This window comes from Sulfurimonas sp. NW15 (genome assembly GCF_051132285.1).
Taxonomy (GTDB): Bacteria; Campylobacterota; Campylobacteria; order Campylobacterales; family Sulfurimonadaceae; genus Sulfurimonas; species Sulfurimonas hydrogeniphila.
Genome location: NZ_CP093237.1, coordinates 604,105 through 624,552, shown reverse-complemented (window position 1 = coordinate 624,552; position 20,448 = coordinate 604,105). Strand labels below are relative to the sequence as shown.

Below are 20,448 nucleotides of genomic sequence, written 5' to 3'. Positions count from 1 at the left end.
AAGGCTAAAAATCTCTTTCTAAAAGTTTGTTCACTTTTAAAATAGTAATAATTTTATCTGCCTGCTTTCCTACACCGTCTATAATAGTGTCATCACCGTTGACAGTATCAGGCGGCGGTCCCACATTCTCTTTTTTAATGCGAATTGCCATTGTGAGTCTGTCAATCACAAATCCTGCCACATCAGAGCCGTTTCGCATAACAATAAAGCGTGTATCTTCGCTCTGTTTTTTAGGAGGCAGTCCAAATTTTGTACGCAGATCTATAAGCGGAATAACAGAACCGCGAAGATTAAACACACCCAAAACATACTTAGGCACCTGCGGAACTCTTGTCCATGGAAAAGGTTTGATAATCTCCTGAATGGAAAGAATAGGTACTGCATACTCTTCATCCCCTATGACAAATCCGACAAGTTGTACCACATCATCGAGCTGATCAACAACACTGTCATTTTGTTCAGCCTGTTTGTTAATAATATCTTTTAATTTATCACTCATTATAAAAACTCCGGTTTAAAGTTAACATTTCTCTGTACAACACTTGCCAAATAGTCGGCAGAATAAGGTTTCGTGATATACTCAACCATACCTGATTCAACCCCGCGCATACGGTCAGATTTACTTGTTCTTGATGTTACGGCTATAAGCGGAAGGTTTTTATATCTGTTGTATTTTTTAATCTCCGAGGCAAGTGTATATCCGTCCATCCTTGGCATTTCGATATCAATGAGCATTGCATCTATATTGTGATCGCCTGATTTCAAGAGGTTAAGTGCTTCTTGTCCGTCACTCGCTTCAACAAGAGTAATCCCCATAGGTTCCAGTGCTTTTCGCATAATCGTTCTGTCTGTTTTGGAATCATCAACGATCATTACAGTATAGTCACTCGCTTTTGTTTTCTCTTTCACCGCAGATTCATCTGACGAGCTTATCTGCGTGGCTTTTGTCTCTTTGGCCATATCCATAAGCGCCACGACATCAACGATAAGTGTCACTCCTCCGTCTCCGCGGATGGTAGCTCCCGCAATCCCTTCAATACCTTTGAGGTACTCGCCGAGAGATTTGATAACAATCTCTTCCTGCCCTACCAAAATATCTACAATAAGCCCCAGTTTGCTTGTTCCGAGTCCCAAAACAACAACATAGGCATGTTCACTCGCATCCAAAATACGCTCAACTTCAAAAATATCTCCGATATGCACCAAAGAAAGAACATCATCACGCAATCGCATTACAGAACGTCCCTCTACTGTATATATTTCATCTTTTGAAATTCTGACCGTTTCAAGAACAGAGGCTAAAGGAATGGCATAATGCTCTTCTTGAACACCCACAAGAAGTGCCTGAATAATTGCCAGAGTCAGTGGAATTTTCAGTTTTATAGAAGTACCCTTGTCTATTTCACTGTCAATATCTATGATACCGTTGAGTTTTTCGATGTTTGTTTTGACAACATCCATCCCGACACCGCGTCCGGATACACTTGTCACGGCAGCAGCTGTTGAAAATCCCGGTTTAAAGATAAGTGTATATGCTTCTTTGTCACTCATCTGCTCTGCTTCTTTTTCAGTGATGATGCCTTTTTCAAGCGACTTTTGCTTAAGCATCTCCGGGTCAAGCCCTTTTCCGTCATCATCTATCTGAATCACAATCTGATTGCCCTCATTATAGGCTTTGAGTGTAATCGTACCCTCTTCCGGTTTTCCTTTTGCAAGACGCTCTTCTGGCGTCTCTATACCATGGTCACAGGAGTTACGGATAATATGCACAAGCGGATCCCCGATCTCTTCCACAATTGATTTGTCGAGCTCTGTATCTTCACCGGAGATAACAAGTTCAATCTTTTTGTTGAGTTCGCGGGAAAGATCCCGGATCATTCTAGGGAATTTGTTAAAAACTTTTCCTATTGGCAACATACGTGTTTTCATAACCGCAATTTGCAAATCAGTCGTTACAAGAGAAACAATAGAGACAACCTGATTGAGCTCTTCTAAAAATTCTTCTCCCTCATAACGCTCTTCAACATCATCATTGATTTTAATCAATCTGTTTTTTGCCAAAACAAGTTCACCGATCAGGTTCATCAGATGGTCAAGTCTTTTGACATCCACACGAATCGTCTGCTCAACCGTGGCAGGTGCACGTTTTGCCGGTGCTGCCGCCTTTGGATCCTCAGCAGAAGCATTTTGCGATGCTTTTTTATTTTGTGAAACAGGAGCAGGAGTCGGTGCCTTTGGAGCTTCTTCTTTTTTCTCTTGTTTTTCTTCTTTTTTCGGATCTTCTTCATTTGGTTCCGGTGGCATTACAGGCACTTCTTCACCCGCGGCTATTTTTGCTTCTCTTTTGGCTCTGTCTTCGGCCTGGCGCTGTGCCAAAAGTCTTTCTATTTCAGCTTCTATCTCATCAGGGTCCATATTGTCATAGTCCGGTTCTTCTTCCTGAGTCTCTTCTTCAGCTGCCGCAGGCTCTTGTTCTTCTTTTTCCTGTGCTGCTGTTGCATCGGCAAGTCCTGAAAGGTCACCGTTGCTTATTTTGTCAAGTCTTGCGACACAGGCGGCCACATCTATGCCTTCATCACTGCTCGTGTCACGGATTTTTTCCAAAAGTGCTTTCATCAGGTCAATAGACTCCAGAATAACATCCATAACATCCGGAGTGATACTCAACTCTCCATGACGGGCTTTATTGAGCACATCTTCCATATGATGTGTCAAATGTGTCAAGGTGTCAAAATTCAAAAACGATGAAGCCCCTTTCACGGTGTGTGCGACACGAAATATCCCGTTTAGCAATTCCAAATCATCCGGACGGGATTCTAATTCGACCAAATCTTCGTCAAGCTTTTCAACAAGTTCAAACGATTCAACTAAAAAATCTTGCAGTATCTCTTGAAATTCATCCATATTTACACTCCCTATTTCTTCATATGTGCACGTACAATACGTGATACTTCATCAAAAAATGCACCTGCCTTAAACTTAACCAAATAAGCTTCTCCGCCGGCTTCCTCACCTCTTGTTTCACTAAAATGATCACTGATTGAGGAGTTAAAGACTATAGGAATATCACTGAACCTTTCATCTTCTTTGACTTTCGCCGCAAAATGAAAACCGTCCATTCTTGGCATTTCAACATCTGAAATAATTATTTTTAAATTATCTGCCAAATTATCTCCATAAGTTTCATAGAGATCTTTCAGTTTATTAAGACCCTCTTCTCCATCCATCGCTTCTACAACATGAAAGCCCATTTTCATCAATGCATCTTTGACAATTTTACGAGCCGTTGCACTGTCATCAAGCACCATTGCCAGACCTGAAAATGTTTCTATTTTCTCCGGTGCGGAATCTGTTTCAGGTTCATACAGTCCCAAATCCTGAACAACACTTTCAAGGTCCAGGATTAAAAGAACATTATCACCCTCTATCTTTGTTACTCCAGTTATTTTATTGCTCTCAAGTCCTGAGGAACTGCTCATAAAAGTTGCCGGTTCTATATCACTCCAGCTGATTCTTCTGATGCGTTTTGCTTCATGAACTATAAAGCCTATCAGCACATTGTTAAACTCTGTAATAATAACGCGGGCATTTTTCTTTGCATCTTCGGGTTCAGTCACACCCATCCATTTTGCCAGATTGACAACAGGAATGACCACTTCACGCAAATCAAATATTCCCTCTATGAACTCCGGTGTACTTGGCAGCTCTGTCAGTTTTGGCAAACGTATAATTTCTCTGACCTTAGAGACATTGATACCGTAAATACCTTCATAAACCTTGTCTTTTTCCTGTTTGAATATGCGAAAATCAACAAGTTCCATCTCATTGGAACCAACTTTTAAAGACTTTTCATCCATCTTTTATATCTCCCTAGAGTATTTTTTTTCTTCCAACAACTCTATGTCTTGAGCTGATTTTACAATAAAGTATCTTTGATTGCAAGCAAAAGCACCCAGATTTATATAGTAAAAACCGTCTGTGTCAAAAGAAATATTTTGATGATAATGTCCCTCTATAAAGTAGTCGCAGGTATATTTTTCTGCCAAACGCTTTTGTACAAACTCTCTAAAACCCGTAAATTTCTGACAGTCATTTTTTTTACTCAAATAGCTGTCAAGATTTTTCAAAATCGCATGTTTTGAAAATATATCTATATACTTTAAAACAAAAAGAACAAAAGGGCTTCGTATCAAAGATGTGTAGAGTTTATAGAGTCTCTCCCCGTCAAAGTCTCCATGTGCAAGATAGACTTTTTTCTTTTGATACAATGCTTTTACCGGCTGGTTTTTAATCGAAAAAACCCTGGCCTTTGGAAAAACATTTTTTATATTAAAGTCATGGTTTCCCTCCAGATAGACAACTTCCGTATCTTTGGAAATATCATTTATAAGCGCTATAACCTCTTTGTTCTGCTTACATGTAAAGTCTATAGACCCAAACAGAGCATCAAAGATATCTCCCATCAGAATAAGCTGGGGTACTGCCATATTTTTACTGTGTATTTCTCGTAAAAAATATAAAAGTTCCGGACGCAGGTGTGAATAGTGCGCATCAGAAACAATAAACGCACCCTCTTGGATAATAACCGGTTTAGGGGACATAGGCTATATCTGGTATCGCCGTCGTCTCATCAATGCCCATCATCAGATTGGCGTTGACAACGGCCTGAGAAGATGCTCCTCTCATCAGGTTGTCTATGCTTGAAGATATAAAAAGTATATTGCCTTTTCTTTGGGCATAGATGTCACAGAAATTTGTTCCGGCAACATTTTTCATATCCACCGGCACAGAACTCACCCTTACATGTACGTCATTTTTATAAAATTCTTCTACAACATCCAGGGCATCGAAATCATCACTGACCTGTATATAAATCGAACTTATCATACCCCGCGTCACAGGAACCAGATGCGGTACAAAACTGACTTTGTCAAAAGAGACATTCAGTTTGTCTGCAATTTCGGGAGCATGTCTGTGCAACAAAGGATTGTAGGCAAAAAGATTGTCATTGACATTCACAAAATGTGTCACTTCACTGAGCTTTTTGCCTGCTCCGCTCACTCCTGTTTTTGCATCAATTATAATCGGTGTATCCGCAATACGTTTGTCCATAAACGGAAGCAGTCCCAATATCGCGGATGTAGGGAAACATCCCGGATTTGCAACCAGTTTTGCAGACTTTATTGCTTCACGATTGAGTTCAGGGAGTCCGTAGACAACATGTTCCAGATTTTTTGGGTCTGTATGGGGACAGTAAAATGCCTCATAAATATCCTGCGGCAGTCTGTAGTCAGCTGAGAGATCAACAACTTTGATACCCTTCTCTAACAACGGCTTGACGTAAGCCATTGCTGTTTTATGCGGCAGTGCCAAAAAAACCAGTTTACATGTAAGCGCCATTGCATCAATATCTGCTTTTTGCACCTCATCTTCGCACACACCGTTTAAAGAAGGATGGAGCTTGTTTATGGTCGTTCCGCCTTCAGAGTTTGCGATGTATGCCAAATGAAAAAAAGGATGTTTTATGAGCATTTTGACAAGTTCCAGCCCTGTGTAGCCTGTTGCCCCGACCACGCCTACATTTATTTTACTCTTGTTTTGCATTACTCTTTACACTCAAAAACAATATCCTGGTATTTCACCTCGTCTATTTCAAACTCTTTTTCACCGCCGGGGAGACGGACTTTGACCTCGTCACCCTCTTCTTTGCCAAGAAGCTGTTTTGCCAGAGGAGAGTTAAAAGAGATGAGCCCTATGTCAGGATTGCTCTCACAGCCGCCAACTATCGTGTAGGTTACCTCTTCGTCTGTGTCCATATTTGTCATGACAACCGTTGAGCCAAAGCTCACCTTGGTGTGCTGCAGATCTTTAGGATCAACAATCTGGGCATTTCCTAAAATCTCCTGAAGCTCTGCAAGGCGGTTGTCTATGCTTTTTTGCTGCTCTTTTGCCGCATGATACTCTGCATTTTCTTTTAAATCGCCGTGTTCAAGCGCTTCTTCAATCGCTTTGACAACGCCGGGACGTTTTACCTCTTTTAAGTCTTTCACTTCGGCCTGTAACTTCTCGTAGCCAAAAAGTGTCATCGGTTCTATGTTGTTTTGCATAATCTATTCTCTTTATTAAATTTTTTTAGTTGTATGATTATATCAAAACTTTACACTTTGTTAAATTTATTTTTTTCTATTTCGCTCAAGGCTTTGAGAGACATCTCTTTGACATCCCGTGCCACCTCATTGACTTCAGCCGCAGTCTGTGCATTAAGCTCTGTCATAGCATTTACCTCATCAACTGCTTTGTTAATAGAATTCGCACTCTCGCTCTGTTCGGCAATATTGGCCTCAACATCGGTAATGGACTGCGTCAGGATACTCACTGTTGTATTGATTTCAGCCAGTGATTTTTGTGTTCCCTCTGCAAGCTTTCTTACCTCATCAGCCACTACGGCAAATCCGCGTCCATGCTCACCCGCACGTGCTGCTTCAATGGCCGCGTTAAGTGCCAGCAGATTTGTCTGATCCGCTATATCACTGATAACCTGCATCACATTTTTAATATCCTGTGACTGGCTGACAACTTCATTTGCTTTTTGGGATGTCTCTTCTATGGTCTGAGCTATAGTATTGACCGCCTGCGTTGTCACACTCAGCTCTTTTGCCTGTGAAGCCGTAGAACTGTTTAATTCCTGCATTTTTGACTCAAGCATATCTGCCCGCTCAAGCAGTGCATTTGCATTGTTATAGGAATCGTTCAAAAGTTTTGTGATGGCATCGCCAAGATTGTTGACTCTCTCTACAACCGCTTTTGTCTCTCCTGTAATTTTTGCATCAAGAACAATCTTATCCAGGTAGTTATAGTTTGCATACTTTTCAAGACCTTCGAGTATATCGTCCATCACTTTTTCCTGGGTATCGAGCATTTTATTGATTGTATTTGCCAAAGTCTGGATTTGCGAGTTTGTTGCCTCGGAATTGACTCTGCATTTAAAAGAGCCCTGCTGTACCTTATTGAGAGTAAGAATTGACTCTCCGACACAGAGCATATCATTCTCTATTCCCTCATTAATTGTATCTGTCTGTTCGTTGACCATTTTTGCAACACGGGCGAGTTCATCACTGCCAGACAAATCAATCTTTTCGATTACATTGTGTTTTCTGTTTAAAAACTCCAAAAACTGTTCCATGCCTTTGCTTATTTTTGAAACGGAGTGTGTGATATTTTTGCTGATTAGCCACGAAAGCACTGCTGTAAACAAAATAATAAAAAGCATTACAAAAAGATACAGATAGAGCGCATTTTTTTCATTCTCATATTTTTCATGTGCCAACCGGGTAAGATTTTGGCTCAGGCGGTCATCCACTTTCTTCAAAAGATTGATTTTTTGCGTGATGGTATCAAACCAGTAAGAAGCATCCACACCAAATCCGCCTATGGTATTGGCCTCAAGCGCAATTTTTCGCATCTTTTCAACCTCCTGCACTGCCTGTATAGCCATCTGATTTGTATAATATGCCACCAGATAGGAAGGGGCTACAGAGCGAAATACTCTCAAAAAGCTTTTTTGTTCTGTTATGAGTTTTACAAATTTGTCTTTCATACCCGGCAGAAATTTATTTCTGGCAAAAGCATTTGAGAGCACTGCCCGCTCTATGCCCGCTCTCTCTTTTGCCATTAAAAAACTGTAATAGGTAATGAGCTTTCTTCCGCTTTTTATATCTGTTGCCAAATGTGTCATATAGGCAATCGTGTCAAGCATAGATGTATTTGCGGCAGTATAAGTATTTAGAGCACTTTTTACATCAATATCCAGTGATGTCACACGCTTTCTTACACCCTGTAATTCTTGAATTTTTTGCAAAAATTGATTTACACGTTTTTGTAATTCATGCGGATAGTTTTGAAAATGAAAACTTTTAATATCACCTTTAAGCCTTGTCAGTTTTTTATCACTTGCGGCTCTCTGTGCCGGAAGTCTGGTAACGAATTTTTTGGCATTTGAGCCTATATACCCTGCTGTAGCACCTCTCTCTTTTTGTGTTTCATGTACAAAGTTTGCGATGTCTATGGCAAGCTGAAAGAGTTCTTTGCTTCTTTTGTCACTGCCATTCAATCCTTTTTCTATTTTTTCCTGCACTTTTTTGAGTCTGTTTATTTTTTTTGTAATCGTATCAAACCAGTAGGTGGCATCCACACCAAAACCGCCAATCTCTTTGGCACTCAGCAAAATGGTTTCCATCCGTTTGACTTCTTCAATCACCTTACCCTGCAGAATCTCTCTCTTGTATGCAATATCTTTTTTTGAGGCAAGGGTCTCAAAGCTGCTCATAAATGCCTCTTGTTCAGAGATCAGTCCTGCCAGTTTTGTTTTTGCCCCTTTGATAAACTTGTCATTTGCGAAAGTGGCACTTCCGACTGCACGCTCTATGCCGGCTCTCTCTTTGGACTGTAAAAAATCATAATACGCCAGGGTCTCGGCACTGAGCTGTGCATCCGCTGCCTGCAAAGAAGCTTTTGCTATAAAATTTAAAAACTTTGCATTCATTTGTGTATAGTAGGCAATCGCCTCCTTTGCTCCCATACTCTGTGCCGTCACCTGAGAACGAATGGTATTTATCCTTGAGAGATCCTGTAATGCTTTTTCAAGGTATTCTTTGACATCTTTATCCAACAGACTGATGACATTCCCGTTTTGCAGATACTCTTGCAGTTCTTGAATTTTTTTGTCAGTCTCTTCTTTTTGCGAGACAAGTTTTTGTGCAAACTTTTTCCCTTTTGAACCCAAAAATCCGGCAGTTGCACCCCGCTCTTTTTGTGTCTCATGCACAACTTTGGAAATTTTTTGATCCAGATCGACGATGATGCTGTATGTTTCATACTGCTGACTGTTTTGCAAATGACTGTAAATTGCACTTATGGCTATGATGACAATGACCGCAAGAGGCACTGCAACATTGAGCAGCATCTTGTTTCTTACTGAAATCTTTGTTAAAAAATTAACCATTGTGGCGCTCCTTTGCTCTCATCTCTTTATAAATTTTTTCATATTTCTCTTTTTCCATTTCTGAAACTGTTCTTCTGCAGGAGATATAACCCGGTTGCCCGTCACAGGAGGTAAAGGGGTAAACCGTGGCAAAAACCCAATAGTAGTCACCGTTTTTTGCCTTGTTTTTTACAAAGCCCCGCCATCGCTTCCCGCTTTTTATCGTATCCCACAAATCTTTAAAAGCGGCACGCGGCATATCTGGGTGACGGACAATATTATGCGGTTTGCCAACAAGTTCATCAACACTGTATCCGGCATAATGACAAAACTCATCATTGGCAAAACGGATAATCCCTTTCGTATCTGTTTCTGAGACCAAAAAAGCTTTGGTATCCAAATGTATTTCAGCCATTCAAAATCCTTAAGTATATTTTAAAAGTTAGATATAGTACTTTTAGAAAGCTTTGCTTTTAGTTAAAGGTTCTAAAAATTCTCTTTTTTACACTTTCTTTTCACTCTTGTTTTACACTGCCGACATCTTTCATAGGAGGAAAATATGAAAACAACTTTAAAAATAAAGCTTCTTGGACTGGCAGGTCTCGTCTGTGCTTCACAAATTGAGGCGGCCGACTGGCTCAAGCTGCAAGGGTATCAACCGGAGTTTTTTGCACCAAAAGGGGTAATCGTTCCATATCGCAGTCACAAACCGAAAGTCTGGGGATTCATTCAGGCAAATTACAAAAAAGACGAGGGAAAAGTTTTGATTGCTCCTGACGGTAAAAACAAAACACCTTTTTCTCTTTTAAACCCTGACCTGGAATCGCAATCCGGTATGAGTCTTTTTCGGGCACGTTTGGCGATGAGAGGGATGGCTGACAATGACAACCTTGTCAACTACTTTTTTATGACAGAGTTTGGAAACAACGGTGTCAACAATCTTGCCGGACATAGAAATGTCGGTACTTATTTTACAGATGCTTCTGTAACACTCAAACATATAAAAGGGGCGAAAATCAGAGCCGGTATGTTCAAATATCCGGGAAGTGAAGAGGGCTTGCAGGCTGTCTTTGTCTCTCCTTACATCGAGTTTACTTCTATGACATTTCAACAGCTTTTAGAACGACAGGTAACAAAAGTAGGAGCAGCACAGACAGGTGCAGCAGCAGGCGGTGCACAGACAGTTCACTATACCAGCACAGAAATCAACAGACCAATCGGCGCTTTTAGAGATACGGGTGTGCAGATTTTCGACACCTTGCCGCTGGTAGATTCATGGAACATCTCTTATGCTTACATGTACGGAAACGGAAACGGTATCAGTATGAGCAGTTCAAATGCACAGGCAACCCACTACGGATATCTTGCACTGGAGAAAATTTTTGCAAATCCCGGCAAAGGATACTATACAAACTCACTCAAAATGTTTGTCTGGGGACAAAGCGGAAAAAGAAAACTTCTCTCCAACAACGGAACAGCAACAACCCAAATTGATGCAGACCGAAAACGATACGGTTTAGGCTTTACCTACCATAAAGACGGCATCAGAGTCGAAGGGGAATATATGAGAGCCTCTGGGATGATTTATACCGGTGCAAAAGATACAGATCCTGATCCGCAGACTGAAAACTGGCAGTTTCAATTCGCTGCAGGCAGTGAAAACAAAGCGGACGGCGGATATGTGAATCTTCAGTATGAAATCGTTCAGAGAAAGTTTGAAGTATTTGGCAGATATGACTACTTAAACCGTCTGACCAATGACACCAAAGGCGAACGTGACTTTAAAACCCTAACGCTTGGTGCCTCATACAGATTCAAAGGAGCAACAAGAGTCGATCTGAACTACATGATACGGGATGCAAAAGCTCCGGGTAATGCAAATGCACAAAAAGTTTTAGACAATATGGGGAACCGTATTGCTATTCAAATAACAGCAGCTTTTTAAAGGATTGACAATGAAATTATTCAAAAAACTCTCAACAGTGGCATTACTTATGTTGCTCGGAACAGGTCTCTATGCGCAAAACAGTGACGCAGAAGAAGAAAATGATGTAGTCAAAATAGTCTATCAGTGTGATTTTCCCGATATTCAACGTATACACCTGATGCTCAATACTATTAATAACGCAGCCAGCTATTTTGACAAAAATCTTATTCCGTATGAGATAAATGTTGTCGCTTTTGGTCCATGTCTTCAATACATGATGAAAGATTTTAAGGGCACAGGTTTTGTTAAAATGCCTTACTGCGAGCATGGAGGTCCGACAGGTGCCGGGACCGTTTCACGTTTTAAATCTTTAAAACAGCTTGGCGGTGACAACATCAACTTTTTTGCCTGTGGCAATACAATGAAGAAAAAACATGTCAAAGATGAGCAACTGCAGGATTATGTGAAAAAAACACCTGCGGGCATCATTAAAATCGTTAATTTGCAAAGACAGGGATGTGCATACGTCAAAATTAAGTAATTTAACGCCAAGATTTGTGTATTATTATAAAAAATAATACACACTCTTAATGTATGAAGTAAAAAGAATATGAAACTCTATCAGAAATATCTCGCTGTAATATTGTTAATGCTGGTAATTTTTATAGGCTACTTCTATACACAAAACAAGCAGGAGTTTACTGACAGAGTGCATACTGTTTTACTCAATATTTTAAACAAACAGATAGAAAATGAAAAGGCAAGGGCTTTTAATTTTGCCTTTGCCCTTTCTCAAAATGAAACACTCCAGCGTGCGCTTAAAAACAATGATGCAAAAAAAGCCTATGAAATTCTCCAGACACATATGAAGGCACTTGAAACATTCAGCGGTTCAAAAATCCGTATTCAGATTCTTTCAAAAGACATTACTATATTTGCACGCAGCTGGGATAACAGTGATGCGGGTGTCAATGTCAAAGCCTACCGTCCCGACTTGGTAGAGATGAAAAAAACACTCAGCCCGCATCTCTCCTATGAAGCGGCAAGACGGCTTGTGCTTATTGCTTCTATTCCTATTGTAGAGAACAAAAAGTGTCTCGGGTTTGTTGAGGTTATTCAACGTTTTGCTTCCCTTGAAAAATATTTTGCCCAGTACGATATAGATATGATTGCACTCCTCGATGACAAATACCAAAACCAGTCCGTACTGCTAAAAAACAATCCGCGTATTAAAAATATGATAGTAGCAAACAACGGAGCAAACATCAATCACATTCAAAATCTCCGCAGACTGGACTTGAATAAACTTGAAAGTTTGGGTTCTGTGCAGACCGAAGAGTATCTCTACATATCAAAAGTCATTCTCAACTCCAAAGCAGAACGTATAGGTTACTTTATACTTATACTTTCACAAGAAAAACTCAAACTTTTCAGCAGTTTTGAGAATGAACTTGAAAGCTTTTTCAGCTACTCAAGAAAAGATCTTTATTCTACTATTGTCAATAAAGACAAAGCTTTTGACCCTTATACCGACTTAACAGCAAAAGAACTTGTTTCACTGAAAAAATGCACAACACAAAAAGACAGGGCCTGTTTGGAGAAAAATTTACGTAACAAACTCAACAGATACACAAAAGAAGAGTTAATATCCCTCTTGCTGGATGCCAACTCTCAGAAAATTTCAAGAGGAAAGATAAAATGAAAATACTTTTACTCGAAGATGAGACAATTTTAAAAGAGAGCATTGAAGAATTTCTCAGCTCAAAAGACTATACAGTAGACAGTTTTGAGAACAGCAGTGATGCTTTTGATGCCATTTTTTGCAAAGAGTATGACTTGCTCCTTCTGGATGTCAATGTCCCCGGAGAATTTGACGGATTTTCTTTAAGAAAAGAACTTGGAGATGAGGGAAAGAACATTCCTACAATTTTTGTCACTTCCATGTCAAGTGCCGATGCAATGCTGCAGGGATATGCAAACGGCTGTTGTGACTATATTAAAAAGCCTTTTGATTTAATCGAATTACAATTAAGAGTACAGCATGCCCTAAAATCCAACTGTTTTAAAACCGACAGTGATATGCTCCAGCTTCCCTGTGACTACCGGTATGATGTTAACAACCGGAAACTTATCGGTATATCGGGAGAGATTCAACTGAGCAAAACAGAAAATGATATTCTTACTCTGTTCATCAAACACAGAAACCAGATTGTCACTTTTGAAATGCTGTATGAAGAGATCTGGGAGAACAATGTTGAAGCTGCCAATGCGAGAGTGCAGATAAACAACTTAAGAAGAAAGCTGCCAAAGGATGTCATTGAGAATATTTACGGCATAGGATACCGACTTGATTGTCAATGAAGAAAAATTTGTAAAAAAATACAGTCTTATTTATACACTGATTGTCTCTTTTATACTCCTGACGCCTTTGTCATTGTATATCAATCATAAAATAAACCTGCAGGAAGTGCAAACAGAAGTGGAACTCAAATCCATCCAGGCCCACATCATAAAAGCCATGGACAATTTTGGAAACCATCCTCAGGAGATCTTTGAGTTTCCAAAATTTGCCTCTTTTGCCTCAGGTCTTTACAAAAAAGATTTTACTCCGGTCTATACACAGATAGACGAACCCCTCCCCTCCTATATGCCAGGATACCATTCCAAAGGTTCTCACAGGTATCTCATCACAGAACTCCCGGATAAAAAATACTTTTTTGCAAACTATTTGGTCACAAAAACAGAAATCTCTTTCGCTCCTGTTTTTTTTGAAGCCAGCCTCATTGCCTTTGGAATCATTACGCTCATCTTGCTGCTCTCTTTTTATTTTTTAAAAAGCTTTTCAAAACCCTTCAGAAGAGTCAATGAAAAGCTCGATGATTTTATCAAAGAGTCTATGCATGAAATCAACACCCCTTTGAGTATCATCAATGTAAATGTTGACCTTTTTGATGCGCTTTACGGCAAAAACAAATATTTCAACCGCATAAAATCAGCAACACGCTCTCTTGCCACCATTTACAATGACATGGATTATCTCATAAAACAAAACAGAGTTGAATACAAAAATGAGCCCATTAACCTTTATGACTTTTTACAGGAGCGTGTCTCTTATTTTGAACTTATCTGCCAGTTAAAAGAGATAGAACTTCTCTTTACATGTAAGGTAGGACAACCTGTACTGTTTTTCAGCACAACTAAACTGCAGCGAATCGTTGACAACACACTTTCCAATGCCATAAAGTTTTCATTTGCAAAAAGTAAAATAGAGATAAAGCTTTTCCATGACAATGAACTGAATATATGTCTGAGTATCCAAGATTATGGAAAAGGCATCCAAAACCCGCAAAAAATTCTCGAACGCTACTACAGGGAAAATGAATATAAAAACGGGTTTGGCATAGGTATGAGCATCGTCAAATCAATCATAGATGAAGCCGATATACATCTTGATATAAAATCCGAACCGGGAAAAGGAAGCATATTTACCTATACCTTTAAAAAGTCTATGTTCCAATCAGTTCCTGTTTGATTGCTCTGTAGAACTCTTTGTATGTTGCACGGTTGAAAATATACTCTTTGGTTTTAAAAAGTGTATCAAATACTATTTTCCACAAAGCAGAAAAATTTTTATCATCTCGCAGTGCACATAGTTTTTCCTGCATTTTAAGTTCCAATTTTGCCAATTCCCGGGCATGTTTTACATACTCTTTTATCAACTCATAATCAACCCCGACTTCCCTGCAGTTCTCTATCAAATTCACTATACAAGCTTCTTTTTGAGTATAATCATTCTCCCCTATTGGCATTAAAACACCATCAGCAAGCAACCTTTCCAGGAGTTCCTCATCAATATCAAAATGCTCTGTAAACTCTTTTTTGCTGTAGTGCTCGCTGTGAATCTCAATACCGCTTAAAGTATTCATGAGCGGTGCCAGCATTGTGTAAGAACTTGAAAATGAATTGTTTTTTTTCTCTAAAACCAGTTTCACCTGTTCGTTACTGCTACCCATCTCCTCTTTCATATACTTGATATATTTGATGAGCTCTATATGTTCATCACTGTATTTATGAACATTTGCCTTTACTTTTACAGGATTTGGCAAAAGTCCCTCTTTTATATAGTAAAGTATAGTCGATTTTGGAACACCTGTTTTTGCCACAAGTTCAGACATTTTATAATCCATTTTTCATCCTAATTAATAACTGATTAAGAATTATATCATATAATTCAAATTGTAAAGTGTAGCTTTACACTATTTATTTCAAATGGAGTTTATATGCCTAGACAAATACCTTGGTGGGTTGGCGGAATTGCAATGAGTTTACTTTTTTATTTTAGTTTTTCAACTTTTGGAGCGAATCGTCCTATCGGTGCTTCAACCGGAATGGCGTACCTTGCAACTGTTTTATTTGGACTGGATGCAGACAGTTATGCTTATACAGCAGAGATACAACAATCCGGAGCATGGGAAGGTGTCATGCTGATCGGTCTGTTCTTTGGCGGACTTTTTATGTCAATTTTTGTAACAAAGTCTTTTCATTTGAGTCTTATCCCCACACTCTGGAAAGAGAGAAAAAACAGATCAGTCAAATCTCGTATGCTTTGGAGTTTTATTGCCGGATTTCTGCTTGTATTTGGTGCCAGACTAGCAGGCGGATGCAATGCCGGGCATATTTTGTCCGGTGGCAGTCAATTGGCACTCAGTGGTATAATCTTTGCCGTTTTTGCGCTGGGAACAGGTGTGATAACAGGAAGATTTTTTTACAAAAAAAAGGTTTGCAAAAATGACAGATAGAATTGTACATATGTTTGATATAGTGGCAAGGCAAGGACATGGTTCTGTTTGGACGGTACTGTTTACAGGCTTTGTTTTTGGTGCCGTTATTTTATACTCAAGGTTGGATAAATTTGAAAAAATGGCTGGTTTTATGCTTTTTGAAGATACCCTTGTTCCTCGTATGGCGATGACAACCGTTGCACTTTCAAGCCTGGGATTTTATATTTTGGTACAGACTGGTTATGCTTCTTATTCTGTAAAACCTGTTTTACTTGCAGGACTTATCACGGGGGCAATACTTTTTGGTATCGGCTTGGTTATTTTAGGAAAATGTCCCTCTGCTTTTTTTGTTTCGGTATCTGAGGGCCGAATAGATGCCCTTGTCGGCGTTTTGGGAGGAATGGTCGGTGGAGCGGTTTTTACGCTTTTTTACCCTCAGATAAAAAACTTCATGGGTCCGGATTTGGGAAAAGTGCAAATATTTCATTATTTTGAAGATCACGCTTTACTTGTTGTAGTAATTTTTAGTACTATTTTACTGATTACTGCATATCTGCTGCCGACAATAGAATATAAAGACCCTGCAGATTTCAAAAAAAATTAGATACAAAGGAAAAAATATGGCATATATACAACTACCGGAATTTGAAGAAATGAGCCCTGCAATTCAGGACAAAGCAAGACCTATTTTAGAAAAAACAGGAAAACTCGGAGAGATATTCAAACTCTTGGCTCTTGATGAAAAAGTTTACTTTGCAACAGACACAATGATACAAAAATACCTTTTGGATGAAACAACACTCTCATACGATATAAAAGAGTCTATCGCTTTGCTTATATCTTTGGAAAATGGCTGTAAAATGTGTGTAGATGTCCATAAAAGTATCGCAAAAATGTTAGGTATGAGTGAGGAGAGAATCGAAGAAGTTTTACAGGGTGTCGATGATTTGGATGCTGATGAAGCAGAAAAAGCACTTTTAAACTTCTGTATACGCGCATCCAGAAAAGACAACTACAAAGTTACAAAAGAAGAGATAGACAACTTGAAAAAACTCGGCTGGAGTGATGTCCAAATAGTCGAAGCAGTTGCTATTACCGGTTACTTTAACTACATTAACACACTTTCAAATGTTTTTGGCTTAGAGTAAGAATATGAAAAATGTTTTTTTAATTCTCAGCCTTTTTAGTGTACTTGTCAATGCCAGAGAGTATAAAGTTGTCTTTGACTGCAGTTCGGCTGATGCATCTTATATAAAAAGCCGTATGTGGCTTGTCGGAAAAACTATAGATATGATTGAAGAACAGGGAGATACTGCAAAAGTAGCACTGACACTTCACGGCTCCTGCGTTGCAATGGTGGCAAAAGATTACGACATGACAGTACCGGATGAAGATGTCCCAGATATAAAACAATCCCAGCAATACCTCAAGAAACTTGCAAAAAGAAAAAATGTCACCATCACTGCCTGCGCTATGTCTCTGGCACATAATGCTATTGAAAAAGAAGATGTTCTGCCTTTTGTAAAGATTTCAAAAAACAGTTTCTTAGATACCATCAGATACCAAAATGACGGGTATGCGCTCATGAGTTTCAAATAAAAAGGTTTGGCAATGCAAAAATTTTTTATACTGCTTTTTGTTTTGTTCTCCTGTGCACAGGCACAAAACAGCGTTACAGATACAGCGCAAGAGTTACAATGGCTTGATACAAAGGATATGCAGAAGTTTAACGGTATATGGAAACTGGCAAACAGTTACTGTAAAGCATTACATGCAGCGCAAAAAGATGACTGGCGACTGCCGACAAAAAAGGAACTGCAACACCTGGGAGAGTCAAAAAAACTCAAAGCAAAATTCAGGCACCTTGATACTGCGCTGTACTGGAGTAAAGATATAGACAAAAGCAGTGACGGATTTAATGCTTATACCGTCTATACAGGAAACGGTTTCATCTCATCAACAGATAAATGCAATACAAACAAACTGGTATGTGTCAGAAAACTACAGTGATGAAAGATCAAACTCTCTGGTTTGATCTGAACACTCTATTGTAATAATACAGGCAGATTTACTGATTTTTTGAACATTTCCCACATTATCCAGGAGTATCATAGACTTTTTTGTCACGGGGTCAAAGGTTTTCAGTTTTTCATCTTGAACATAAAAAATACGTCCGCCTCCACAGCCGTCACCGACAATCCCCTCACAAACAAGATCAGAACTCAAATCAAAACCATGAATCATCCAGACACTCCTCTTTTGCATCTTTTACAAACTCTTTATACTCCGTGCTGTTTTTGTCCAGATTTTTATACTCATCATAGGTATACTCTTTGAAAGTGGCATCATCCAGACATTTGCAAAGCTTCGTAGAGTTTTCGTCACCGCTGCAGTGCGAAAGCATCTCTTTTTTCTGTTCCTCTTCCCAACCGATGTAGGAGTTATAGTACGGATAAAGCGCCCATATTGCAAAAGCTATTGTCAGGACAATATTGATGATATATTCTCTCTTTTTTGTCTCAAAATACTTTTTTACATCATAAGAGATTAAAATTATAAAAACAACCTCAAGCCCTATATTAAACCAGTCGCTCTCTAAAAAATCAAACAAATCCTATTTTTCCTCTCTTAGCTTTTTGATTGCTTCGGCACACATGGTCAGACCGAAAGTTGCCGTGACCCCCATAAAGCTGCCTTTTTCTTTTATGACTGCTTCCTCGCTTGAAAAAATCACTTTATATTTTTTGTTAAAACCGCGTTTTTTCAATTCATACCGAATTTTTGCACCGAATTTATCGCCGTAACTTTTCCAGATATCACCCACCTGAACCTTTGTCGGATCAAGCCTTTTGGCACTTCCAAAAGAAGAGATGAGTTTTTTATGGCATTTTTGTGCGATTGCGAGTTTTGCATTTCTGTCATCTATCGCATCAAGTACCAGGTCATATGGTTCAAAATCAAACTCCTGCACCCACGCTTCGTCTATGCGTCTGTTGATTACATGTAACTCCGGATAGTGCTCTTTTAAGGCATTCACCTTTGTCTCACCTTCATGCAGTTCCGACCACATCTGACGATTTTGGTTTGATTTGTCATAGGTATCAAAATCTACAATCGTGATATCTTTCACACCGCTTCTGTATAAACAGTCCAGGCAGAAGCTGCCGACACCGCCGACACCCAGCAGTAATATTTTAGCATCTTCGAGTTTAGAAAAATCATCCTTTAACACAAGTTTTATACGGTCATATTTTTGCATCAGTCCAACCATTCTTCTAATGTTTTCATGCTTTTGTATGCACTCAGATCAAGCATAATCGGGGTCACAGATATAAATCCGTCACGTATTGCTTCATAATCGCTCACACCTTTGATACCTTCTCTTGCTCGAAAATTCAGAGGATGCAGCCCAAGCCAGTAGTGTTTCTCGCCTCGTGGATTACTGTGCACATCGGCTTCATTCGAGTAGACCCTGTACCCTGCATAGGTTATCTTCATCTGTGCCTCTTCAACTGCCGGAGGAATGTTGATATTTAAAAATTCTCTCTCAGGCAGAGGGAACTTTTCATTTCGTATTTTTGTCACTATCTTTTTGATTGTTTTTTGCGCGAGCGTAAAATCTCCCTTGGGATTGGTAAAATCCATTACCTGCGAAATCGCAACAGAGGGAATATTGTGCAAAACACCTTCCATAGCACCTGCCGCTGTCCCGCTGTAGGTAATGTCTTCACCCATATTTGAGCCTCTGTTTATCCCGCTGACAACAAGATCAGGTTTGTTTCCCTGAAAAATTGCATTCAAAGAGAGATAAACACAGTCTGTCGGTGTTCCGTCCTCGAGCTTAAAGAAGTTCTCTTCAATCCCGACAAAACGCAAAGGTCTTGTCAGGGTCAAAGAGTGCCCGCAGGCAGACTTTTCATTTGCCGGAGCCACAACAGTCACCTCCACATCTGGGAGCTCACGTAAAGCTTCCACCAGACACAGCAGTCCTTTCGCCTCATATCCGTCATCATTTGTTACTAAAATTTTATACTTGTTCTTCATAATGTAATTGTATAGAAAACATCATTTACATTTGATAATTTTTCATTATTACCGATATAGATTAAAAGTAAAAAAGAGAAGAAAAGAAAAATGAACACATCCTATGCAGCAAACAGTTACTACCGCCATGATTTGAACATTACCATGAAAACCTCAAGCGGAGACGTCATAACAATGGACTTTGCAAACGAGAAGTCTGCCTCTGCAAACTATGAGACAGATGGCAGTTCACGCAAAACATCAATGAGCTTTTCCTCAATGTCCTCATTTAAGTTCTCCATAGATACAAACGGCATCGATGCTCAGGACCAAAAAGAGATAGAAGCTTTCATGAAAACAGCCCAGCCTTATATAGACAAATTTATACAGGAGTTGAGCGAAGATGCCCCAAAATCACCGGTAACAAAGCTTGCCAAAAAAATAGCCGCACTGTTTCAACCCAATGAAAACAACAGTGAGGCACGCAACAATACTATCAAAACAAATATTGTAGAAATGTTTGACAGATCACTGCAAAAAGTACAGGAACCTCTCAACATTTTCAAAGAAACACAGAAGCTTCTGGAAAAAACACTCAAAGAGTTTGATACCTTTAACAAAGAACTTTACGCCTAAAAATGCAAAAACTTGACAATAGCGTCAGAGTTATTGTAAAATTCCAGCAACAAGACAGATACACAAGGTATCTTTGAATCTTTCCTACAATTTCAATCCTA

Annotated in this window: 24 protein-coding genes; 11 read left to right on the top strand and 13 right to left on the bottom strand. The window is 39.3% G+C overall.

Annotated elements, in window-relative coordinates:
* Positions 1-4: 4 nt before the first annotated feature.
* From MLC52_RS03165 to MLC52_RS03130, 8 genes are read right to left on the bottom strand one after another with little or no spacing between them, the layout of a single operon-like run.
* Positions 5-499 (bottom strand): chemotaxis protein CheW, encoded by a 495-nt coding sequence (locus tag MLC52_RS03165; RefSeq protein ID WP_151900859.1) that lies wholly within the window; start codon positions 497-499, stop codon positions 5-7.
* Positions 499-2,904: a hybrid sensor histidine kinase/response regulator gene (locus MLC52_RS03160; RefSeq protein ID WP_434581275.1), complete on the bottom strand. Its 2,406-nt coding sequence runs from the start codon at positions 2,902-2,904 to the stop codon at positions 499-501. Before MLC52_RS03160 ends, MLC52_RS03165 begins: the two co-directional genes overlap by 1 nt.
* Positions 2,905-2,915: 11 nt before the next feature.
* Entirely contained in the window at positions 2,916-3,857 is a 942-nt protein-coding gene (locus MLC52_RS03155) for a chemotaxis protein CheV (protein ID WP_151900861.1), read from the bottom strand.
* 3 nt (positions 3,858-3,860) lie between these two features.
* Positions 3,861-4,601, bottom strand: a complete 741-nt coding sequence (locus tag MLC52_RS03150; protein WP_151900862.1) for a UDP-2,3-diacylglucosamine diphosphatase — start codon at positions 4,599-4,601, stop codon at positions 3,861-3,863.
* Positions 4,591-5,604 (bottom strand): N-acetyl-gamma-glutamyl-phosphate reductase, encoded by a 1,014-nt coding sequence (gene argC / locus MLC52_RS03145; protein ID WP_434581272.1) that lies wholly within the window; start codon positions 5,602-5,604, stop codon positions 4,591-4,593. The genes MLC52_RS03150 and argC overlap by 11 nt, the downstream gene beginning before the upstream one ends.
* Positions 5,604-6,107, bottom strand: coding sequence for a transcription elongation factor GreA (greA, locus tag MLC52_RS03140; protein WP_151900864.1), 504 nt, complete (start codon positions 6,105-6,107; stop codon positions 5,604-5,606). The genes argC and greA overlap by 1 nt, the downstream gene beginning before the upstream one ends.
* Before the next feature lie 50 nt (positions 6,108-6,157).
* Positions 6,158-9,001 carry a nitrate- and nitrite sensing domain-containing protein gene (locus MLC52_RS03135; protein WP_434581270.1) on the bottom strand — a complete coding sequence of 948 codons (2,844 nt, stop codon included), beginning with the start codon at positions 8,999-9,001 and terminating at the stop codon, positions 6,158-6,160.
* Positions 8,994-9,395 carry a PAS domain-containing protein gene (locus MLC52_RS03130; protein ID WP_151900866.1) on the bottom strand — a complete coding sequence of 134 codons (402 nt, stop codon included), beginning with the start codon at positions 9,393-9,395 and terminating at the stop codon, positions 8,994-8,996. Before MLC52_RS03130 ends, MLC52_RS03135 begins: the two co-directional genes overlap by 8 nt.
* 144 nt (positions 9,396-9,539) lie before the next feature.
* Here MLC52_RS03130 and MLC52_RS03125 point away from each other — a divergent pair, with 144 nt between their 5' ends.
* The 5 genes from MLC52_RS03125 to MLC52_RS03105 all read left to right on the top strand — a co-directional run bounded on the left by MLC52_RS03125 (position 9,540) and on the right by MLC52_RS03105 (position 14,439).
* On the top strand, positions 9,540-10,925 hold the full coding sequence (locus tag MLC52_RS03125) for a hypothetical protein (protein ID WP_151900867.1): 1,386 nt from the start codon (positions 9,540-9,542) through the stop codon (positions 10,923-10,925).
* A 10-nt stretch (positions 10,926-10,935) separates the two neighbouring features.
* Positions 10,936-11,448: a hypothetical protein gene (locus MLC52_RS03120; protein ID WP_418641114.1), complete on the top strand. Its 513-nt coding sequence runs from the start codon at positions 10,936-10,938 to the stop codon at positions 11,446-11,448.
* Between the two features lie 69 nt (positions 11,449-11,517).
* Positions 11,518-12,609 (top strand): cache domain-containing protein, encoded by a 1,092-nt coding sequence (locus tag MLC52_RS03115; protein ID WP_434581267.1) that lies wholly within the window; start codon positions 11,518-11,520, stop codon positions 12,607-12,609.
* Complete coding sequence (locus MLC52_RS03110; protein WP_151900870.1) at positions 12,606-13,268, top strand: response regulator transcription factor; 663 nt, start codon at positions 12,606-12,608, stop codon at positions 13,266-13,268. The genes MLC52_RS03115 and MLC52_RS03110 overlap by 4 nt, the downstream gene beginning before the upstream one ends.
* On the top strand, positions 13,255-14,439 hold the full coding sequence (locus MLC52_RS03105) for a sensor histidine kinase (protein ID WP_434581265.1): 1,185 nt from the start codon (positions 13,255-13,257) through the stop codon (positions 14,437-14,439). The genes MLC52_RS03110 and MLC52_RS03105 overlap by 14 nt, the downstream gene beginning before the upstream one ends.
* On the opposite strand, the gene MLC52_RS03100 is transcribed toward MLC52_RS03105, so the two are convergent.
* Entirely contained in the window at positions 14,414-15,094 is a 681-nt protein-coding gene (locus MLC52_RS03100) for a MerR family transcriptional regulator (protein WP_418641110.1), read from the bottom strand. The two genes, MLC52_RS03105 and MLC52_RS03100, sit on opposite strands and share 26 nt — an antisense overlap.
* Positions 15,095-15,187: 93 nt before the next feature.
* Here MLC52_RS03100 and MLC52_RS03095 point away from each other — a divergent pair, with 93 nt between their 5' ends.
* Genes MLC52_RS03095 through MLC52_RS03075 form a run of 5 tightly spaced genes read left to right on the top strand, consistent with a single transcriptional unit; the run spans position 15,188 to position 17,698 of the window.
* A complete protein-coding gene (locus MLC52_RS03095) occupies positions 15,188-15,706 on the top strand; it encodes a YeeE/YedE thiosulfate transporter family protein (RefSeq protein WP_434581262.1) in 519 nt (172 codons plus the stop codon).
* On the top strand, positions 15,696-16,292 hold the full coding sequence (locus MLC52_RS03090) for a YeeE/YedE thiosulfate transporter family protein (RefSeq protein WP_151900874.1): 597 nt from the start codon (positions 15,696-15,698) through the stop codon (positions 16,290-16,292). Before MLC52_RS03095 ends, MLC52_RS03090 begins: the two co-directional genes overlap by 11 nt.
* Before the next feature lie 16 nt (positions 16,293-16,308).
* Positions 16,309-16,836 (top strand): carboxymuconolactone decarboxylase family protein, encoded by a 528-nt coding sequence (locus MLC52_RS03085; RefSeq protein WP_346389470.1) that lies wholly within the window; start codon positions 16,309-16,311, stop codon positions 16,834-16,836.
* 4 nt (positions 16,837-16,840) lie between these two features.
* Positions 16,841-17,287 carry a DsrE family protein gene (locus tag MLC52_RS03080; RefSeq protein ID WP_346389469.1) on the top strand — a complete coding sequence of 149 codons (447 nt, stop codon included), beginning with the start codon at positions 16,841-16,843 and terminating at the stop codon, positions 17,285-17,287.
* A 12-nt stretch (positions 17,288-17,299) separates the two neighbouring features.
* Positions 17,300-17,698 carry a DUF1566 domain-containing protein gene (locus tag MLC52_RS03075; RefSeq protein ID WP_346389468.1) on the top strand — a complete coding sequence of 133 codons (399 nt, stop codon included), beginning with the start codon at positions 17,300-17,302 and terminating at the stop codon, positions 17,696-17,698.
* Here the strand turns inward: MLC52_RS03075 and MLC52_RS03070 are convergent.
* From MLC52_RS03070 to surE, 4 genes are read right to left on the bottom strand one after another with little or no spacing between them, the layout of a single operon-like run.
* Complete coding sequence (locus tag MLC52_RS03070; protein ID WP_151900878.1) at positions 17,690-17,932, bottom strand: thiamine biosynthesis protein ThiF; 243 nt, start codon at positions 17,930-17,932, stop codon at positions 17,690-17,692. The two genes, MLC52_RS03075 and MLC52_RS03070, sit on opposite strands and share 9 nt — an antisense overlap.
* The gene (locus MLC52_RS03065) at positions 17,916-18,299 is read right to left on the bottom strand and encodes a hypothetical protein (protein ID WP_151900879.1); all 384 of its coding nucleotides are present in this window, start codon (positions 18,297-18,299) and stop codon (positions 17,916-17,918) included. Before MLC52_RS03065 ends, MLC52_RS03070 begins: the two co-directional genes overlap by 17 nt.
* A gap of 3 nt (positions 18,300-18,302) precedes the next feature.
* Positions 18,303-18,947: a ThiF family adenylyltransferase gene (locus MLC52_RS03060; protein ID WP_434581258.1), complete on the bottom strand. Its 645-nt coding sequence runs from the start codon at positions 18,945-18,947 to the stop codon at positions 18,303-18,305.
* Positions 18,947-19,732 carry a 5'/3'-nucleotidase SurE gene (gene surE / locus MLC52_RS03055; protein WP_434581256.1) on the bottom strand — a complete coding sequence of 262 codons (786 nt, stop codon included), beginning with the start codon at positions 19,730-19,732 and terminating at the stop codon, positions 18,947-18,949. Before surE ends, MLC52_RS03060 begins: the two co-directional genes overlap by 1 nt.
* 90 nt (positions 19,733-19,822) lie before the next feature.
* Between surE and MLC52_RS03050 the strand changes: the two genes are divergently transcribed.
* Positions 19,823-20,347: a hypothetical protein gene (locus MLC52_RS03050; protein WP_346389464.1), complete on the top strand. Its 525-nt coding sequence runs from the start codon at positions 19,823-19,825 to the stop codon at positions 20,345-20,347.
* The last annotated feature ends 101 nt before the right edge of the window (positions 20,348-20,448 follow it).

What these genes read in the sequence shown, in the direction of transcription:
- MLC52_RS03165 (WP_151900859.1), bottom strand. Translation starts at nt 499, where the DNA reads ATGAGTGATAAATTAAAAGATATTATTAACAAACAGGCTGAACAAAAT.
- MLC52_RS03160 (WP_434581275.1), bottom strand. Translation starts at nt 2,904, where the DNA reads ATGGATGAATTTCAAGAGATACTGCAAGATTTTTTAGTTGAATCGTTT.
- MLC52_RS03155 (WP_151900861.1), bottom strand. Translation starts at nt 3,857, where the DNA reads ATGGATGAAAAGTCTTTAAAAGTTGGTTCCAATGAGATGGAACTTGTT.
- MLC52_RS03150 (WP_151900862.1), bottom strand. Translation starts at nt 4,601, where the DNA reads ATGTCCCCTAAACCGGTTATTATCCAAGAGGGTGCGTTTATTGTTTCT.
- argC (WP_434581272.1), bottom strand. Translation starts at nt 5,604, where the DNA reads ATGCAAAACAAGAGTAAAATAAATGTAGGCGTGGTCGGGGCAACAGGC.
- greA (WP_151900864.1), bottom strand. Translation starts at nt 6,107, where the DNA reads ATGCAAAACAACATAGAACCGATGACACTTTTTGGCTACGAGAAGTTA.
- MLC52_RS03135 (WP_434581270.1), bottom strand. Translation starts at nt 9,001, where the DNA reads ATGGTTAATTTTTTAACAAAGATTTCAGTAAGAAACAAGATGCTGCTC.
- MLC52_RS03130 (WP_151900866.1), bottom strand. Translation starts at nt 9,395, where the DNA reads ATGGCTGAAATACATTTGGATACCAAAGCTTTTTTGGTCTCAGAAACA.
- MLC52_RS03125 (WP_151900867.1), top strand. Translation starts at nt 9,540, where the DNA reads ATGAAAACAACTTTAAAAATAAAGCTTCTTGGACTGGCAGGTCTCGTC.
- MLC52_RS03120 (WP_418641114.1), top strand. Translation starts at nt 10,936, where the DNA reads ATGAAATTATTCAAAAAACTCTCAACAGTGGCATTACTTATGTTGCTC.
- MLC52_RS03115 (WP_434581267.1), top strand. Translation starts at nt 11,518, where the DNA reads ATGAAACTCTATCAGAAATATCTCGCTGTAATATTGTTAATGCTGGTA.
- MLC52_RS03110 (WP_151900870.1), top strand. Translation starts at nt 12,606, where the DNA reads ATGAAAATACTTTTACTCGAAGATGAGACAATTTTAAAAGAGAGCATT.
- MLC52_RS03100 (WP_418641110.1), bottom strand. Translation starts at nt 15,094, where the DNA reads ATGGATTATAAAATGTCTGAACTTGTGGCAAAAACAGGTGTTCCAAAA.
- MLC52_RS03095 (WP_434581262.1), top strand. Translation starts at nt 15,188, where the DNA reads ATGCCTAGACAAATACCTTGGTGGGTTGGCGGAATTGCAATGAGTTTA.
- MLC52_RS03090 (WP_151900874.1), top strand. Translation starts at nt 15,696, where the DNA reads ATGACAGATAGAATTGTACATATGTTTGATATAGTGGCAAGGCAAGGA.
- MLC52_RS03085 (WP_346389470.1), top strand. Translation starts at nt 16,309, where the DNA reads ATGGCATATATACAACTACCGGAATTTGAAGAAATGAGCCCTGCAATT.
- MLC52_RS03080 (WP_346389469.1), top strand. Translation starts at nt 16,841, where the DNA reads ATGAAAAATGTTTTTTTAATTCTCAGCCTTTTTAGTGTACTTGTCAAT.
- MLC52_RS03075 (WP_346389468.1), top strand. Translation starts at nt 17,300, where the DNA reads ATGCAAAAATTTTTTATACTGCTTTTTGTTTTGTTCTCCTGTGCACAG.
- MLC52_RS03070 (WP_151900878.1), bottom strand. Translation starts at nt 17,932, where the DNA reads ATGATTCATGGTTTTGATTTGAGTTCTGATCTTGTTTGTGAGGGGATT.
- MLC52_RS03060 (WP_434581258.1), bottom strand. Translation starts at nt 18,947, where the DNA reads ATGCAAAAATATGACCGTATAAAACTTGTGTTAAAGGATGATTTTTCT.
- surE (WP_434581256.1), bottom strand. Translation starts at nt 19,732, where the DNA reads ATGAAGAACAAGTATAAAATTTTAGTAACAAATGATGACGGATATGAG.
- MLC52_RS03050 (WP_346389464.1), top strand. Translation starts at nt 19,823, where the DNA reads ATGAACACATCCTATGCAGCAAACAGTTACTACCGCCATGATTTGAAC.